At 35.5% G+C, this 16,322-nt stretch carries 17 protein-coding genes; 13 read left to right on the top strand and 4 right to left on the bottom strand.

Annotated elements, in window-relative coordinates; translation table 11 throughout:
* Positions 1-3: 3 nt before the first annotated feature.
* The 3 genes from smpB to EKM64_RS09995 all read left to right on the top strand — a co-directional run bounded on the left by smpB (position 4) and on the right by EKM64_RS09995 (position 1,844).
* A complete protein-coding gene (smpB, locus tag EKM64_RS10005) occupies positions 4-477 on the top strand; it encodes an SsrA-binding protein SmpB (protein WP_318530744.1) in 474 nt (157 codons plus the stop codon).
* Between the two features lie 93 nt (positions 478-570).
* Positions 571-1,059: a TetR/AcrR family transcriptional regulator gene (locus tag EKM64_RS10000; protein WP_164505353.1), complete on the top strand. Its 489-nt coding sequence runs from the start codon at positions 571-573 to the stop codon at positions 1,057-1,059.
* A gap of 215 nt (positions 1,060-1,274) precedes the next feature.
* Positions 1,275-1,844: a GNAT family N-acetyltransferase gene (locus EKM64_RS09995; RefSeq protein WP_125678188.1), complete on the top strand. Its 570-nt coding sequence runs from the start codon at positions 1,275-1,277 to the stop codon at positions 1,842-1,844.
* A 155-nt stretch (positions 1,845-1,999) separates the two neighbouring features.
* Here the strand turns inward: EKM64_RS09995 and EKM64_RS09990 are convergent, their stop codons facing one another.
* Entirely contained in the window at positions 2,000-2,563 is a 564-nt protein-coding gene (locus EKM64_RS09990) for an LURP-one-related/scramblase family protein (protein ID WP_125678186.1), read from the bottom strand.
* Positions 2,563-3,447 (bottom strand): Cof-type HAD-IIB family hydrolase, encoded by an 885-nt coding sequence (locus EKM64_RS09985; RefSeq protein WP_125678184.1) that lies wholly within the window; start codon positions 3,445-3,447, stop codon positions 2,563-2,565. The genes EKM64_RS09990 and EKM64_RS09985 overlap by 1 nt, the downstream gene beginning before the upstream one ends.
* An 80-nt stretch (positions 3,448-3,527) precedes the next feature.
* Here EKM64_RS09985 and EKM64_RS09980 point away from each other — a divergent pair, with 80 nt between their 5' ends.
* From EKM64_RS09980 to EKM64_RS09965, 4 genes are read left to right on the top strand one after another with little or no spacing between them, the layout of a single operon-like run.
* Complete coding sequence (locus EKM64_RS09980; RefSeq protein WP_125678182.1) at positions 3,528-4,223, top strand: uracil-DNA glycosylase; 696 nt, start codon at positions 3,528-3,530, stop codon at positions 4,221-4,223.
* Complete coding sequence (gene pta / locus EKM64_RS09975; protein WP_125678180.1) at positions 4,223-5,191, top strand: phosphate acetyltransferase; 969 nt, start codon at positions 4,223-4,225, stop codon at positions 5,189-5,191. The genes EKM64_RS09980 and pta overlap by 1 nt, the downstream gene beginning before the upstream one ends.
* Positions 5,192-5,210: 19 nt before the next feature.
* On the top strand, positions 5,211-5,672 hold the full coding sequence (gene tsaE / locus EKM64_RS09970) for a tRNA (adenosine(37)-N6)-threonylcarbamoyltransferase complex ATPase subunit type 1 TsaE (RefSeq protein WP_125678178.1): 462 nt from the start codon (positions 5,211-5,213) through the stop codon (positions 5,670-5,672).
* Positions 5,669-6,133 carry a GNAT family N-acetyltransferase gene (locus EKM64_RS09965; RefSeq protein ID WP_125678176.1) on the top strand — a complete coding sequence of 155 codons (465 nt, stop codon included), beginning with the start codon at positions 5,669-5,671 and terminating at the stop codon, positions 6,131-6,133. Before tsaE ends, EKM64_RS09965 begins: the two co-directional genes overlap by 4 nt.
* Here EKM64_RS09965 and EKM64_RS09960 read toward each other — a convergent pair.
* Positions 6,130-6,663, bottom strand: coding sequence for a 3'-5' exonuclease (locus tag EKM64_RS09960; protein WP_125678174.1), 534 nt, complete (start codon positions 6,661-6,663; stop codon positions 6,130-6,132). The two genes, EKM64_RS09965 and EKM64_RS09960, sit on opposite strands and share 4 nt — an antisense overlap.
* Before the next feature lies 1 nt (position 6,664).
* The gene (locus EKM64_RS09955) at positions 6,665-7,423 is read right to left on the bottom strand and encodes an exodeoxyribonuclease III (RefSeq protein ID WP_125678172.1); all 759 of its coding nucleotides are present in this window, start codon (positions 7,421-7,423) and stop codon (positions 6,665-6,667) included.
* A 113-nt stretch (positions 7,424-7,536) separates the two neighbouring features.
* On the opposite strand from EKM64_RS09955, the gene murB reads away from it, so the two are divergent.
* The 6 genes from murB (at position 7,537) to glmS (ending at position 16,161) form a co-directional block, all read left to right on the top strand.
* Positions 7,537-8,439 carry a UDP-N-acetylmuramate dehydrogenase gene (gene murB, locus EKM64_RS09950; protein WP_125678170.1) on the top strand — a complete coding sequence of 301 codons (903 nt, stop codon included), beginning with the start codon at positions 7,537-7,539 and terminating at the stop codon, positions 8,437-8,439.
* Between the two features lie 18 nt (positions 8,440-8,457).
* A complete protein-coding gene (locus EKM64_RS09945; RefSeq protein WP_125678168.1) occupies positions 8,458-10,578 on the top strand; it encodes a cation:proton antiporter in 2,121 nt (706 codons plus the stop codon).
* 65 nt (positions 10,579-10,643) lie between these two features.
* On the top strand, positions 10,644-11,501 hold the full coding sequence (gene cdaA, locus EKM64_RS09940) for a diadenylate cyclase CdaA (RefSeq protein ID WP_125678166.1): 858 nt from the start codon (positions 10,644-10,646) through the stop codon (positions 11,499-11,501).
* Positions 11,482-12,549 (top strand): CdaR family protein, encoded by a 1,068-nt coding sequence (locus EKM64_RS09935; RefSeq protein ID WP_125678164.1) that lies wholly within the window; start codon positions 11,482-11,484, stop codon positions 12,547-12,549. The genes cdaA and EKM64_RS09935 overlap by 20 nt, the downstream gene beginning before the upstream one ends.
* 18 nt (positions 12,550-12,567) lie before the next feature.
* Positions 12,568-13,920 carry a phosphoglucosamine mutase gene (glmM, locus tag EKM64_RS09930; protein WP_125678162.1) on the top strand — a complete coding sequence of 451 codons (1,353 nt, stop codon included), beginning with the start codon at positions 12,568-12,570 and terminating at the stop codon, positions 13,918-13,920.
* Between the two features lie 429 nt (positions 13,921-14,349).
* Entirely contained in the window at positions 14,350-16,161 is a 1,812-nt protein-coding gene (glmS, locus tag EKM64_RS09925) for a glutamine--fructose-6-phosphate transaminase (isomerizing) (RefSeq protein ID WP_125678159.1), read from the top strand.
* Positions 16,162-16,322: the final 161 nt, after the last annotated feature.

The following is a 16,322-nucleotide window of genomic DNA, read 5'->3' as shown; positions in this document are numbered from 1 at the left end:
TAAATAATGAGAAAACATCGTACAAAGGCTGCTAATGAAGTAGCTAACAACCGTAAGGCTCGTCATGATTATAATATTCTAGATACATATGAAGCTGGGATCAGTTTGACAGGGACCGAGATCAAGTCAGTTCGTGCCAGCAAAATCAATATTCGAGATGGATTCGTTCAAGCTCGAAACGGTGAATTATGGTTAGAGAATGTTAATATCAGTATTTATGATCAAGGGAATCAGTTCAATCATGACCCTTTGAGAAATCGTAAATTGCTTTTGCATCGCAAGGAAATCAAAAAAATTGGTTCTACGATTCAAGAAAAAGGTATCACTGTGGTACCTTTGAAAGTTTACTTGAAACATGGATTCGCTAAAGTTTTGATTGGTATCGCCGAAGGTAAAAAGCAATATGATAAGCGTGAGACAATTAAAAGACGTGATCAGGAAAGAGAAATTCAACGTGCAATTAAAAATGCATATTGATCTTTCGAGGGTCACGCTTTTTTATTTACTTTATATAGGAAAATGGTTATTCATTTGGTAAGATATAACTAAAAGAAGCCATGAGGTATTCCTTTGAATCAGACTGCCAGTTATTTACTCAAAGTTTTAGAAAAAGAGTTGTCGAAAAAGAGGCTAGACAAATTTACTATGGCTGATCTTATTCGCAGTTCTGGAGTGAAACGTAGTACTATCTATTATTATTTTGGTGATTTGAATGAAGTTTATGATGCATATCTTGAAAATTTACTTACTAGAAGGATAGTATTGACCAATATAAATGAGCAAATTTCTGAATTGGTATACTTCATTTCAAATAAGGAGATTCTCTGCTTGAATCTTTATAATTTGACTAAGGCACAGGTTCGACGAAATCATTTTTTGAAACTTCTAAGTGAATCCTTTCAACAATTTGACCTTTGTAGTGAAGAACAAGGGACATATTTAGTTGGAGGGTTTTTATTTATTTTAATTAACTGGTTTGATACTGAATTGGATGAACATAATCGCATAATACTAAAGCAGTTGCTGGATTATGTTGAATTTGTCAGGACTAGAAAATAGTTCGATGTTTTGACGAATCGGCAATGTATTCGACAGTTTTCTGAAAGTGTAGATACTATTTACATGTAAAAACCGGTATTATATTGTTTGAGCACAGCTCATAATAAAACCTATGAACGATTTTTCGGGCGCTGACTTAATCCCAGAATGTAACAAGTCAGTGCTTTTTTTGCGGGAAAGTGCTAGATACTGTATGATACTTACGAGGTGAAATAATGTTTAGATATGCAAAAGAAGAGGATGTAGATCAGATATTACCAACTCTTTTCCAAATTTTTGACGAAATGGAAATGGATATTTTTAAAGAGTACGGTGATGAAACTATGAAGAGTATCATCCGCGAAGGATTTTTCTTAGAAAATTACCGTTATGGTTTAAATCATATTTTGGTAAATGAAATTGATGGAAAGGTTGCAGCTATTGCAATCGGATATCCTGAGAAATTAGAAGATACGATTGATGTGCCATTACATAAAATCATGCAAAAACATGGAATCAAAGAAGCATCATTCTTTACAGATAAAGAAGCTTGGCCAGGCGAGTGGTATTTGGATTCGTTTGCTGTTGCACCAGAATTCCAAAATCAAGGTGTCGGTACAAAGACTTTGCTTGAGTTTATTGAGGTTATTCGTAAACGTGGAGAAAAAATCCTTAGTTTGAATGTTGATGTTGATAATGCACCGGCACAACATGTATATAAAAAAGTTGGATTTAAAACGGTTGGACAATTGTATATCGGTAGTCATTTGTATGATCATATGCAGTTTGATTTAACATCTGAATAGTATTTTCGAATGCCGCAACAGGGTTTGATTAAATCTGTGGCATTATATAATTAGTAAAATAAAAATATTCAAAAAGAGTTATATTACACTGCTGAAGTGTGATATAACTCTTTTTCTTGTATCAATTATTTGATTTTGTATACATTCAAACCTCATTAAAATTTAGTACTTTTACATCTGCTCTCCAATTTTTTAAAATTATTGAAGTTCACTTTTGACTTAAATCCTAAATTTAGTGTTTTGTCAGGTTTGAAATTGGGAATTCTAACATACTTGTCCAAGAATATTGCAATTAATGTACAGACTGGTGCGTGATCGATCTCGTTAATATCTAATTCAAGTCCGGGATGTCCTAGACTTAATATTGTCGGTTGAACTTGCATTATTTCTTTGTTGCCTTTGGTTATGTGGTAGTTTGACATGATTATATTACCGGTGATATTCCAATTGATTTTACCAATATGAACGTATTTCATGTCAATTACTGGGACCGCATTAATAGTAGCAACTTCTTCGCCATTAATTTCGATTCCATAGATTTTTAAGAAGTTGTTTTTTAATTTTATTTCACCTATTTTGGTATTCAAGCGATTGAATAGCTGGATCAATAGGGGATTGTCTTTATCGCGCGAAGCAATAAAGATAGTCTCTTTATTCTGATTTGCAATTACTAAGACGTTGCCGTCAATTAAATCTGCTTTGCGAATAAATAAATTCATTAGATTTGTCCTATATTTTTTTTATTATCAGCAATCACTTTTTCAATTGCTTGTGCTACTCCATCATTGACGTTTGTATCGGTATATTCATCAGCCATATCAGTGATAGTTGGTATGGCATTTTTCATAGCTACTCCGATTCCAGCGGATTTTATCATCGACGCATCATTTAAGTTATCTCCGATAGCCATGGTCTCAGTCTGTTTAATGCCTCTTTTTTCAGCATATTCCAAAAGGGCCATTCCCTTCTGAGCATCGACGCTATTAATTTCGATATCATTAGGGGCTGATGAGGTGACGACTACATCAGAAAGGTTATTGATTTTATCCATTACAGGTCCAAGAACTTTTGCTTCACCAGGATCGTAGGCAATCATCTTCATGATATCGTAACTTGAATCAGCTAAAATTTCCTCAAAACTGTCAACATAAGTCATTGGTACGCCTTTGATTTTTTCTTTAGTTTGTTTTAAGGCATCCTCTCTAGTAGTTCCGGGATTTAATTTTAACAGTAAGTCAGCTAAACTAGATATACGGAGGTCGAGATTTTCGGAAAAGATACCTTTGTTGGTGATCAATTCGAAGTAGATGTTGTGAGTACGTAGAATATTTACAATCTTGATTTTAGAGTCAATGGAGATTGGATTACTTGAAACTAAATTTTCTTTGTTATCGAATACTTCAGCACCATTTAATGTGATGTAACCTGGAGTAACCTTTCCTCTTAGAAAGGGCTTAGCTTCACCAATTCCTCTACCGGTAGCAATGAGAAATTCAATGCCACTTTCTTGTGCATCTTTTATGGCTTGAAGATTACGATTGGAAACTTCCATCTTGTCGTTTAACAAGGTTCCGTCCATATCCGATGCAATTAGTTTAATCATATGATTCCCCCCAAATTGTTGTGCTATGAGCATATTACCATATTTTATAAAAATATATTATTTAGATAGCAGGTGCAGAGTTGAGAAATTTTATTAATAATGATTGGCAAGACGTTTTAGAAGGCGAATTTGAAAAACCATATTATCATGAACTACATGACTTTTTGAAAAACGAGTATAACACACAAACGATTTATCCCAATATGAATAATATTTATCAGGCGTTTAAATGGACTTCATTTTCCGATACTAAGGTAGTCATCTTAGGACAAGATCCATATCATGAACCTAATCAAGCCATTGGATGCAGTTTTGCGGTGGCACCTGGAGTTACTATTCCACCATCTTTACGTAATATTTACAAAGAGCTTGATAGTGATTTAGGATTTAAGCCGGTTAATCATGGATATTTAAAATCTTGGGCAGAGCAAGGGGTTTTGTTGTTGAACTCTGTTTTGACTGTCAGGCGTGGTCAGGCTAATTCTCACAAGAATAAAGGTTGGGAAAAATTAACTGACTTTGCGATCCATGCGTTGTCTGAACGTGGTGGGGTCGTTTTCTTACTTTGGGGTAATTCTGCAAAGAGTAAAATTCCTTTGATCGACCAAGAAAAGAACACAATTATTTCCTCAACACATCCCAGTCCATTCTCCGCAAATTACGGTTTTTTGGGTTCTCGTCCATTTTCTAAAGCAAATGAAGCGCTTTTACACTATAATGTAAGGGTAATCAATTGGCAATTACCAGAGGTTGTCGATGAAATGGAGGAGAAATAATGGATTTATTTGATAGTCTTAAGAACAAAATTGATGGGAAAAACTTTACAATTGTCTTCCCTGAGGGAAATGAACCTAGAATTTTACGTGCCGCTTTGCGTCTCCACAATGAAAGCGTTTTAAAACCAATTCTTATTGGTAATAAGGACGATATTGCTAAAGTAGCAAGTGAATATTCTGCTGATCTTAAAGATATTACTATTATCGACCCAGAAACATATGACGATTTTGATGCTATGGTCGAATCATTTGTTGAACGTCGTAAAGGTAAAAATACTAAAGAACAAGCTGAAAAAATGCTTAAGGATAATAACTATTTTGGAACAATGCTAGTTTATATGGGCAAAGCTGATGGTATGGTTTCAGGTTCTGTTCATTCAACTGGTGATACAGTACGTCCTGCATTGCAAATTGTTAAAACAGCTCCTGGATCATCACGTATCAGTGGTTCATTCATTATGCAAAAGGGTGACGAAAGATATATGTTTGGTGACTGTGCCATCAATATAAATCCTAATGCACAAGAATTAGCTGAAATTGCCGTTCAAACAGCCAAGACAGCTAAATTATTTGACATTGATCCTAAAGTTGCTATGCTTAGCTTTTCAACTAAGGGTAGTGCTAAGAGTGATGAAGTTACTAAGGTTGCTGAAGCTACAGAAATTGCTAATAAATTAGCTCCTGAAATCGAGTTAGATGGTGAATTACAATTTGATGCTTCATTTGTACCAAGTGTTGGTGCACAAAAAGCTCCTGACTCAAAAGTTGCTGGTCACGCAAATGTCTTTATTTTCCCAGAACTACAATCAGGTAATATTGGCTATAAGATTGCTCAAAGATTCGGTGGCTTTGAAGCTATTGGACCTATCTTGCAAGGCTTGAACAAACCAATTTCTGATCTTTCTCGTGGATGTAATGAAGAAGACGTTTATAAGACAGCTATTTTAACAGCAGCACTTGCCTTATAAAAAAATATTGAGGTAGAACATGATCAAATATCAATTAGAAACACATTCTTATGAAGAAACAGAAGCTTTAGGACAAAAGTTGAGTAAATATTTAAAAATTGGCGATGTCATTTTAATGAACGGAGACCTAGGTGTAGGTAAAACAACTTTGACACGTGGATTAGCAAGAGGATTAGATATTAAGAAAAATGTTAAAAGTCCGACTTTTACTTTGATTCGAGAATATCAGGATGGCAAAATTCCGCTATATCACATGGATGCTTATCGACTGGAAAGCAGTCCAGATGAAGATCTAGGTTTTGATGAATATTTCAATGGTGATGGGATTACAATTGTGGAGTGGCCACAATTTATCAAAGATGAAGTACCTGAAGAACATATGTCGATCAATATTACTAGACTATCTGATGAAGACCGTCAGATCGAAATAAAGCTTCATGGACAAAAATATGAGAATCGTGATTTTGGAGATTTGGTATGAGTGATCAACTAATAATCAGAGAAACCGTTCCCAGTGATGCAAAACTTCTACTTGAATTTTTGAAACGTGCTGGTAAACAAAGTGACTTTATTGAATATGAAGATATAGAAAATGTCAGTGTTTCTGATGAAGCAGATTCACTGAGTGTTATTTCAGAATCGGATTTCGATGAAATCTTTGTGGCAGTTTTCGATGGCTCAATTGTGGGATTCTGTCGATTAGAAAAAGTTTCGGAAGTTGAATCAGAATACGGTGTTGTGGTTGAAAAGGATTTTTGGAACAATAATATCGCATCATATTTGACTGAAGAAGCAATTGACTGGGCGAGACATTCTCCCATTGAAAAAATTAGTTTAGAAGTATACAAAAATAACCCCGTTGCGATCCACCTTTATGAAAAGTTTGGATTCACGACAGAGTTAGAAAAAGATAAAACTTTAATTATGAAGAGAATGGCTTAGGTTAACTTAGCCATTCTTTTTATTTGTTCTGTACCAAATTCCTGTTCAGTCTTTAAAAGGATCTTGGCACAAGCAATACTATCATCTAAAGCATTATGATGATGTTCTAGGTCGATCCGTAGATTTCTTGAGACTGTGTCTAATTTATGATTAGGCATGTCAGGATAAAATTTACGGCTGGTTTTAACAGTGTCGATCGTTAAATACTTTGGTGGAAAGATTCCATAATTCGTCAAGGTATTTTTTAATACACTATTATCAAAACTAGCGTTGTGGGCGGCGACTAAATGGGACGTATCAAATAGTGGCTGGATATGAGGCCAAACTTTATCAAAAGTAGGTGCATCTTGTACATCTTGCGGTCTGATGTGATGGATCTGAATATTTCTAGGGCTGAAATTTTCCTGTGGATTTATTAGTGTATAAAAACTATCCACGATTTGACTGTTGCGGACTAAAACCAATGCTAATGAACAGGCACTGGTGCGGTGTCCATTAGCAGTTTCAAAATCCATTGCGACAAAATTCATGCTAATCCTCCAAATTTAAATCTAATTCGATCGGACAATGGTCTGATCCGTAGATATCATTTAAAATTTCGGCTTTATTGATCAAATCCTTGCCATTATTAGAAACGACAAAGTAGTCAATACGCCAACCTGCATTGTTCTTACGAGCATTGAAACGATAGCTCCACCAAGAATATTTAACCTCGTCGGGATGTAGATAACGGAAACTATCGATAAACCCGTCGTCAAGCAAATCAGTGAACTTTTGGCGTTCTTCATCTGAAAATCCTGGATTATGGTGGTTAGACTTATCGTTTTTCAAATCGATTTCTTTGTGAGCCACATTTAAATCACCACAGAGAATAACAGGTTTATTTGTTGATAATTTTTTCATGTAGACATGCAAAGCATCATTGTAATCTAATTTAAAGTCGAGTCGTTTTAAATCTTGTTGTGAGTTAGGTGAATAACTATCGATTAAATAGAATTTAGGAAATTCCAATGTCAAAGTACGACCCTCAGTGTCTAATTCTTCAATACCGAGTCCACGAGTGACCTTGATTGGTTCTTCTTTAGTGAACACGGCCGTCCCGGAATAACCCTTTCTGACGGCATCATAAAAGTATTGATGATATCCGGGTAATTCTAAATCAATCTGATCTTGATGTAATTTAGTTTCTTGAATACTGAATATATCAGCATCTAAATTTTTAAAAATTTCTAAAAAATCTTTTTTAACGACGGCTCGTAGGCCATTTACATTCCACGATATAAGTTTCACAGTATCACCTCGAAGTAATTATAACATTGTCATAGTGCTAGTTAGTTCGTTAAGAATTGTAGTATGTGATAATATTAAGAGTAGTTTACGTAACATTAAAAGGATGATGAATATTGAATTTTCCAGTTGAAAAATTACCTAATATTGAATTTAAAAAAGATGAACCATTAAGCAAGTATACTTTTACTAAAACCGGTGGAAATGCTGATGTCTTGGCCTTTCCAAAAAATCGTAATGAACTTGTCGGAATTGTTAATACTGCACGTGAGAATGGTATTAAGATAACTATTATCGGTAATGCAAGTAATTTGATCATTAAGGATGGTGGAATTCGCGGTATCGTGATTATCTTACCTAATTTTCATAAAATTTCTATTCATGATAATGAAGTTACCGCTGAAGCGGGTGCTACAATTATCAACACGACAATTGCTGCCCAAAAGTCTGGACTAACAGGTCTAGAATTTGCCGCAGGCATCCCTGGTAGTGTCGGTGGAGCCGTTTTTATGAATGCTGGCGCTTATGGCGGAGAAATTAAGGATGTTTTTTCTTCAGCTGAAGTTCTTTTGCCAGATGGACAAATTAAAAACTTTAACCATGAAGATATGGCTTTCAACTATCGTCACAGTATTATACAGGAGAATGGTGGCATTGTTATTAGTGGAACTTTCCGATTAAATTCTGGTGATAAAAATAAGATTCAAGAGGAAATGGATCGACTAAATGAGTTACGTCGTTCAAAACAGCCTTTGGAATATCCATCTTGCGGTAGTGTCTTCAAGCGCCCCGTAGGACATTTTACTGGTCCGTTGATCATTAAGGCTGGATTACAGGGGAAAATTATCGGTGGGGCACAAGTTTCAATGAAGCATGCCGGATTTATCGTTAATATCAATCATGCTACAGCTACTGATTACATGAATTTAATTCATTTGATTCAAAGAACTATTAAAGAAAAATTCGATATTGAACTTCAAACAGAAGTTAGAATTATCGGAGAAGATGCTAAATTATAAAAAAGGTAGGCGATGTCTGTGGCGGTACTCGAATCAGTTATTTTGATTGTTTCATTACTAATTGTGGCTAATATTATTAGTCATTACTTTGTATCGGTTCCACCAAGTTTGATTCAAATTTCAGCAGGGGTAATTGCGGCATTGTTTATGCATGTCAAAATTTCCGTTGATACTGAGTGGTTTATGTTGGCTTTTATTGCACCAATTCTATTTAATGATGGGAATCGTTTCCCAAAACGAGAACTTTGGAAATTAAAGGGTCCGATCATTGGAAATGCTATTTTTCTGGTAATTATCTCTACTGTGGTTGGTGGAGTGATCGTAAAGATGCTCATTCCTTCTTTACCATGGGCAACAGCATTTACATTGGTTGCTGTTCTATCGCCAACTGACCCGATCGCGGTGCAGTCTATCGCGAAAAAAGCTAGAATTCCCGATAAGTTGATGCATTTACTTAGTGGTGAGAGTCTAATAAATGATGCTTCTGGTTTGATCTGTTTTAAATACGGTGTTGCCGCAACAGTTACAGGGGTTTTTTCTCTAAAGAGTGCAACAATTGATTTCTTGTATATCGCTTTTGTTGGTGCCTTCTTTGGCGCTATAGCGATTTGGATATTCAATGGCCTACGACTGTATTTGATCAATCAAGGTGTCGATGATTCGATTTTGCACACGATTATTCAAATCACGATCCCATTTGTTATATATTACATTGCTGAAGATATTTTACATGTATCCGGTGTTGTAGCAGTCGTTGTGGCTGGTATTATGAATATTTCTTCTAATAGAAGAGTTAATGATTTTTCACCAGAGATTCGATTAGTTACCTCAAGGACCTGGGATATGGTTATCTATATCTTAAATGGTATCGTTTTTGTGTTGTTAGGTATCGAGATCCCATTTGCAATGGAAGAGTTGGTTCATAATGATAATATCAGTACCTTTATGGCGATTGGATTGTCATTTATTATTTGGATCATGCTGGTCGTGATCAGATTCATTTGGAGTTACCTGTATACTACTTTGGCTCCGAGTGACGGGAAAACAGTTATCTTTTCAAAAGAACGTTTTGATTATTGCTTAATGTCAGGAATTTCTGGTGTACGTGGTGCGGTTACTATGGTTGCCGTTTTGTCTATTCCAATGACAATTAAAGGTGGAGCAGCATTTCCTTCACGTACCTTACTGTTATTTATCGCCAGCACAGTAATTATCTTTAGCTTGTTGGGAGCCACTTTTCTGATCCCATTTTTAACGAAAAATTCGGAACCAGTTACATATCGTGGTAACAGTCTGAACGATGATGATGAGGATGACGACGACGAAGATGATGAGATAAATGAACCTGTAAAGATCCAATTGGATCAGTACCAGGCTAATAAAATTATTCTAGAAAAAACTATAAAAAAATTAAAAGATGAAAATATTAAGGATAATGACGTAATTTATTCTACGATCATTGCGGAATATTTATACAATATCCATAATTTGAATGTTCAATCTAATAACCCAGCTCAAATCAGTAAGAAACGTGTTAAGGGTAAAAAGGATGCAGAACTTTGGGATATCTGTTTTAACTGTGAATTGGAGGCGATTGAAGAGTTATATACGCAAAACGAGATCTCTCAAGATGCTTATGATATAGCAGTTAAAAAAATTACTAAGTATAAAAAAGAAATCGTTAAGCATCGTTATAATCCTACGATTGAATTTTTTATTGCTTACTTTAGAAGAACCATCTTAGGATTAAGGCGAATAATTCACTTGCCATTTAAAAAGCATGAGGAAGTTATTCAATTTAATCGAGATGGTTTAAAAATATCAATTGCTGGTGCACAAAATGCACTCGACAAATTATATGAATTGGATCTGTCAGATCATGATGATATTGCGGATAATTTGATTTACGTTTTTCAGCGTCATTATGAAGAACGATTAGATCTATTGCAGGGCAAGAACAAGCACCGTACTCCTGAATTTAATAGTGAAAGAGCCAGTCTTGAAATAAAGGCTTTAAGCTACCAAAGGGCCTTTGTTCAAGACCTGCTCGAACGTGGTAGGATCAGCAAAGCTACCGCTAAAGAGTTACGTCAAAATATTAATTACAGTGAAGAAGTAATTAATGTTGATACTCAATAGAAATTACAATTTTTATAATTTTTATTGTTTGCTATAATTAGTTCAGCTAATAAGGGGTAAAAATAATGAATTTTATACCAAGCAATATTTTTACATGGCAGAACTTGGCCAATCTAGTTGATATTTTGGTAGTCTGGTATGTTTTATATAAAGTGCTCTCTATGATCCGAGGTACCAAAGCGGTTCAACTACTAAAGGGTATCGTTGTGATCTTCCTGATAAAACTTATCAGCTGGGTGCTAAATTTGCACACGGTATCTTTTTTAATGGACCAACTGATAAATTGGGGGATCATTGTTATTGTAATAATCTTCCAACCTGAAATCAGACGTGGACTGGAGCACTTAGGGCGATTGCCACTATTTAGCTCAACCAGTAATGAAGAAGGTAAAACTAAAAATCATCTGATCGAAAGTCTCGACCAGGCGATTCAATATATGAGTAAGAGAAGAATTGGTGCTTTAATTACTTTGGAAATGAATACTGGCTTAGAAGAGTATGTTGAAACCGGTATAGATTTGGATGCTGAAGTTACCGGGGCATTATTGATCAATATTTTCATTCCGAATACACCACTCCACGATGGGGCGGTGATCGTCAGGAAGAATCGAATCTCTGTTGCGGCAGCTTATTTGCCACTTTCAGAAAGCAATACGATTCCTAAAGAATTGGGAACTAGACATCGTGCAGCCGTTGGTATCAGTGAGGTTACTGACGCTATAACGATTGTTGTATCTGAGGAAACTGGTGGAGTTATGATCACGAGAAATGGGCATATGATGCTAGATTTAACCCGTGAAGAATACCTTAAATATCTCCATGCACAATTAGCGGATTCAAGTAATGAAAGTAGTCGTTCATTATTTGATGTTTTCTCAATCCATCGAGGAAGGGGCAAGCAAAATGAAAAAGATAATAAATAGTAATTACTTTTATGCTTTCATTTCACTTTGCTGTGCTATTTGGTTATTCGTTGCCGTTAGCAGTCCCGGAGTTGGATCGACAAGAGATTCTAATCAATCCAGCACATCTACGGCTAATACGAAAGCTACGATGACTGTTCCTTTACAGATTCAGGCTAATACCAACGATTATTACATTACTGGTTATCCTGAAAGTGTAAAGATAACGATCGAGGGACCATCAGCTTTGATAACAGCTACTAAGAACACTCAGAATTTTAATGTATATTTAAATCTAAAAGAATATACAACTGGACAACATCGGGTACAGGTGAAGGTCAGTGGTTTGAATAATGAATTGACTTATTCGGTAAAACCTAAATATGTCACAGTCAATATTCAAAAGCGTAAGACTAAGTCATTTACCGTTGATGCAGAATATAATAAAAACTCACTTGCTGAAGGCTATCAAGCAGGTGCAGCCTCAATTTCACCAACAACCGTTACTGCAACAGGAGCCGCTGCCGAAGTTAAAAAAATTGATCGAGTTGTAGTAGAAGCTGTTCTTCCAAAAGGAATAAAATCTACCTTTGATCAAGAAGTTTTAGTGCAAGCGTTAGATAAAAATGGTAAAACTTTAAGTGTGACTTTGGATCCGCAGACGGTTCATGTTAAAATTCCAATTAGTATTCCTAGTAAAACAGTTTCAATAAATTTGAAACAAAAGGGAAGTAATTCTAATAATAGCTATACATTTAATTCGGATACTAAATCAATTAAGATTTATGGTTCTCAAGATCAATTAGATGCTATTAGTGATTCAATCGATGTTCCAATAGATATATCTGATGTTAATAGTGATACTAAAAAGACAATTAATTTGGCCGATGCATTAGGGAGTAAGGTCGTTTCAACTGATCCAGATAATATCAATGTTCAAATAACCGTTAAGAGTTCTTCAACGAATTCTAACAACAGTACAAGTACAAGCACGAATACAGATACGTCAAGCACTGATGATTCTAATAGTTCAACAACAAATAATAATGATAACAACGATGGAAATTAAACGTTGGGGGTAACAATAATGACAAAATATTTTGGTACAGATGGAGTTAGAGGAATTGCTAATAAAGAGCTAAGTCCAGAACTAGCTTTTAAATTGGGAAGATGTGGAGGATATGTTCTAACACAACATTCTGAGAATGAAGATGGACATCCACGTGTTTTAGTAGCAAGAGATACACGTATTTCAGGACAAATGTTACAAGAAAGTTTAATTTCGGGATTGCTTTCTGTAGGTATCGAAGTCTTGAATTTGGACGTGATTACAACTCCAGCCGTAGCTTATCTTGTAAGAGGTATTTCAGCCGACGCAGGTATTATGATTTCTGCTTCACATAATCCAGCTGAAGATAATGGGATCAAGTTCTTTGGTTCCGATGGTTATAAATTAGCTGATGACGTTGAAGATGAAATCGAAGAATTATTAGACGCTAAGGAAGATACTTTACCAAGACCATCAGCTGAGGGATTAGGTAGCGTTTCCGATTATCCAGAAGGTGCTCAAAAATATCTTCAATTCTTGAAGCAAACATTGTCAGATGATCTAAGTGACATGAAGATTGTTTTGGATACAGCCAATGGATCAACAAGTCGCTTAGCAAGTACATTATTTGCTGATTTAGATGTTGATTTTGACATTATGGCTTCTCATCCAGATGGTATCAATATCAATAAAGGTGTTGGTTCAACACATCCTGAGGCTTTGGCTAAAGAGGTTAAAGAATCAGATGCAGTTGCCGGTTTAGCTTTTGATGGTGATGGAGACCGTTGCATTGCTGTTGATGAAGAGGGAAATATTGTTGATGGTGACAGAATCATGTTTATTTTGGGTAAGTATTTGCATGATGGTGGTCGTTTAAAGAAAGATACTATCGTAACGACTGTGATGAGCAATTTAGGCCTCTACAAGGCGATTGAAGCTAATGAGATGAAGTATGTCCAAACAGCCGTTGGAGACCGTCACGTGGTCGAGGAGATTCGTGAGAATGGATATAACATTGGTGGGGAACAATCAGGACATGTTGTACTGTATGAATATATGAATACTGGTGACGGAATGCTAACAGGAATTCACTTGTTGCATGTTATGAAAGAAACTGGCAAGAGTTTGTCAGAATTGGCTGCCCCAGTTAAAGTTTATCCACAGAAGTTGGTTAACGTACCTGTTAAAGACAAGAACGCTTGGAAGACTCATCAACCAATCTTGGATGTTATTAGGACTGTCGAAGATGAAATGGATGGAGACGGAAGAGTATTAGTTCGCCCTAGTGGAACACAAGCACTGCTAAGAGTTATGTGTGAAGCTTCAACTGAAGAGAAAGTTAATAATTATTGTGATCAAATCGTTGATGTTGTAAAGAACGAATTGAGCTAGAAATAATGTATTCAATTTAGAGCACTCATTTTTTATATGAGTGCTTTTTTTGTTATCTTCAACCGTAAATTCCAGAATTTAATTCTCAGACCTCATCTGAAAATGTTCCTTACAGTGGTCCGGTTTCTCCTAGTTTGAATGCGACAAGATACTCAAAATAATCTCTGAAAGCGGACCACACAATTACAATCGAAAATCAACAAGTAAATAAAATCACATTAACAAAATGTAATCGGTTTATACCAATACCAATTTTAATACCTCATACATATACCATTTGTTAAAAAACCTTATAAATTATCGAAAAATAGTTGACATAATCTATCTAAATTAGTATTCTAGGCTTTGTTATCTAAAAGGTCACCAAAATCAAATGGCTAGACCAATTTTAAAAATAAAAACTATACCGATTTAGAGAGGTTTTATACAATGTGTGGAATTGTTGGAGTTGTAGGTAATGAAAACACAACTAAAATTTTATTAAGTGGACTTGAAAAACTTGAATATCGTGGATATGATTCAGCCGGTATCTACGTAAATAATGAAAACGGCAAAGACTATCTTGTAAAAGAAGTTGGCAAGATCAGCGACCTTGAAAGCGAAGTTTCAGATGATGTACAAGGACTTATTGGAATTGGACATACTCGTTGGGCAACTCATGGTGAACCAACAGTAGCTAATGCTCATCCCCATTTCTCATCAGACAATCGTTTTTACTTAGTACATAATGGTGTGCTAACAAACTATACTGAACTTAAAGAAAAATATTTAAGTGATGTAACATTTAAGAGTCAAACTGATACTGAAGTGGCTGTTCAATTGATCGACTACTTTGCAATTAAAGAAAGTATGGATACTGAAGCTGCTTTCAGAAAAGCCCTATCATTGATTGAAGGTTCATATGCCTTTGCTTTGGTTGATAAAGAAAATCCTGATCGTATCTTTGTAGCTAAGAACAAGAGTCCTTTACTTATTGGCCTAGGCGACGGTTTTAATGTCATCTGTTCAGATGCTATGGCTATGTTGGAAAGTACACATAAATTTGTTGAAATCCACGATGGTGAAGTCGTTATCTTACAAAAAAACAGCGTTGAGATCAGTACTCTTGATGGCAAATCTGTTCAAAGAGATCCATATACAGTTAAACTTGATGCTAGTGATATTTCAAAAGGCACATATGATACTTTCATGTTGAAAGAAATCGATGAACAACCAGCTGTTATGAGAAAAATCTCATCAAACTATTTTGATGGTAAGAAGATAAATGTTGATCAAAAGATGCTTGAAGATGTTGCTGGTGCTGATCGTCTATACATAGTTGCTGCCGGCACAAGTTATCACGCTGCTTTAGTTGGTAAGGATATCTTTGAAAACTTGGCTGATGTCCCGGTTGATGTTGAATTAGCTAGTGAATTTGGTTACCATATGCCAAAACTTTCTAAGAAACCATTCTTCATCTTCCTATCACAAAGTGGTGAAACTGCTGATAGTAGACAAGTTCTTGTAAAAGTTAATGAACTTGGGTTCCACAGTTTAACAATGACAAATGTTGCCAACTCAACGCTTTCACGTGAAGCAACATATACAATGGAACTCCTTGCAGGACCAGAAATTGCCGTTGCTTCAACAAAGGCCTATACAGCTAATATTGCAGTTGAAGCAGTGCTCGCTAAAGCTATTGGTGAATTTAAGGGTGTTAAAGCTGCTCAAGATCTCGATCTTCAAGAACAACTAGCACTTGCTGCTAACGCTATTCAAACAATTGTTGATGAAAAAGATAAATTTAAAGAAATTGCCGCTGATTATTTGACGGACAAGAAGGATGCTTTCTATATTGGACGTGGTATTGATTATGCACTTTCACTTGAAGCTGCTTTGAAATTGAAGGAAATTTCATACATTCATTCAGAAGGATTTGCTGCTGGTGAATTGAAACACGGTACTATCTCATTGATCGAAAAGGATACTCCGGTATTCGCTTATATCAATGATGGAATTGGTGCTTCTCATACACGTGGTAATATTCAAGAAGTTGCCGCTCGTGGTGCTCATGTATTAGTTATTGCAAGTAAGAAATTTGCTGAAAAAGGTGATCAAGTCATAGTTCCAGAAATTGACGAAATGATCTCACCAATCGTCAGTGTTGTACCTGCACAACTTATCGCGTATTATGCAAGTTTGGCCCGTGGTAACAATGTTGACCAACCAAGAAATCTTGCTAAGAGTGTTACCGTAGAGTAGTATAAATTGTTAAATGAATTAAAAAGCCTCTAATTTGAAGTGCCCTAAAATTGTTAGACATAATCTAACAACTTTGGGGGCACTTTTTTTTATGACCAAATACTCTTCAGAATTCAAAGTCAAACTAGTAAATGAATACTTTGATGGACAAATTTCTATAC

Source organism: Companilactobacillus keshanensis (assembly GCF_003946205.1).
GTDB classification, from domain to species: domain Bacteria; phylum Bacillota; class Bacilli; order Lactobacillales; family Lactobacillaceae; genus Companilactobacillus; species Companilactobacillus keshanensis.
Note: the sequence above shows the minus strand (reverse complement) of the source record. Positions and strands in the feature narration are given on the sequence as shown.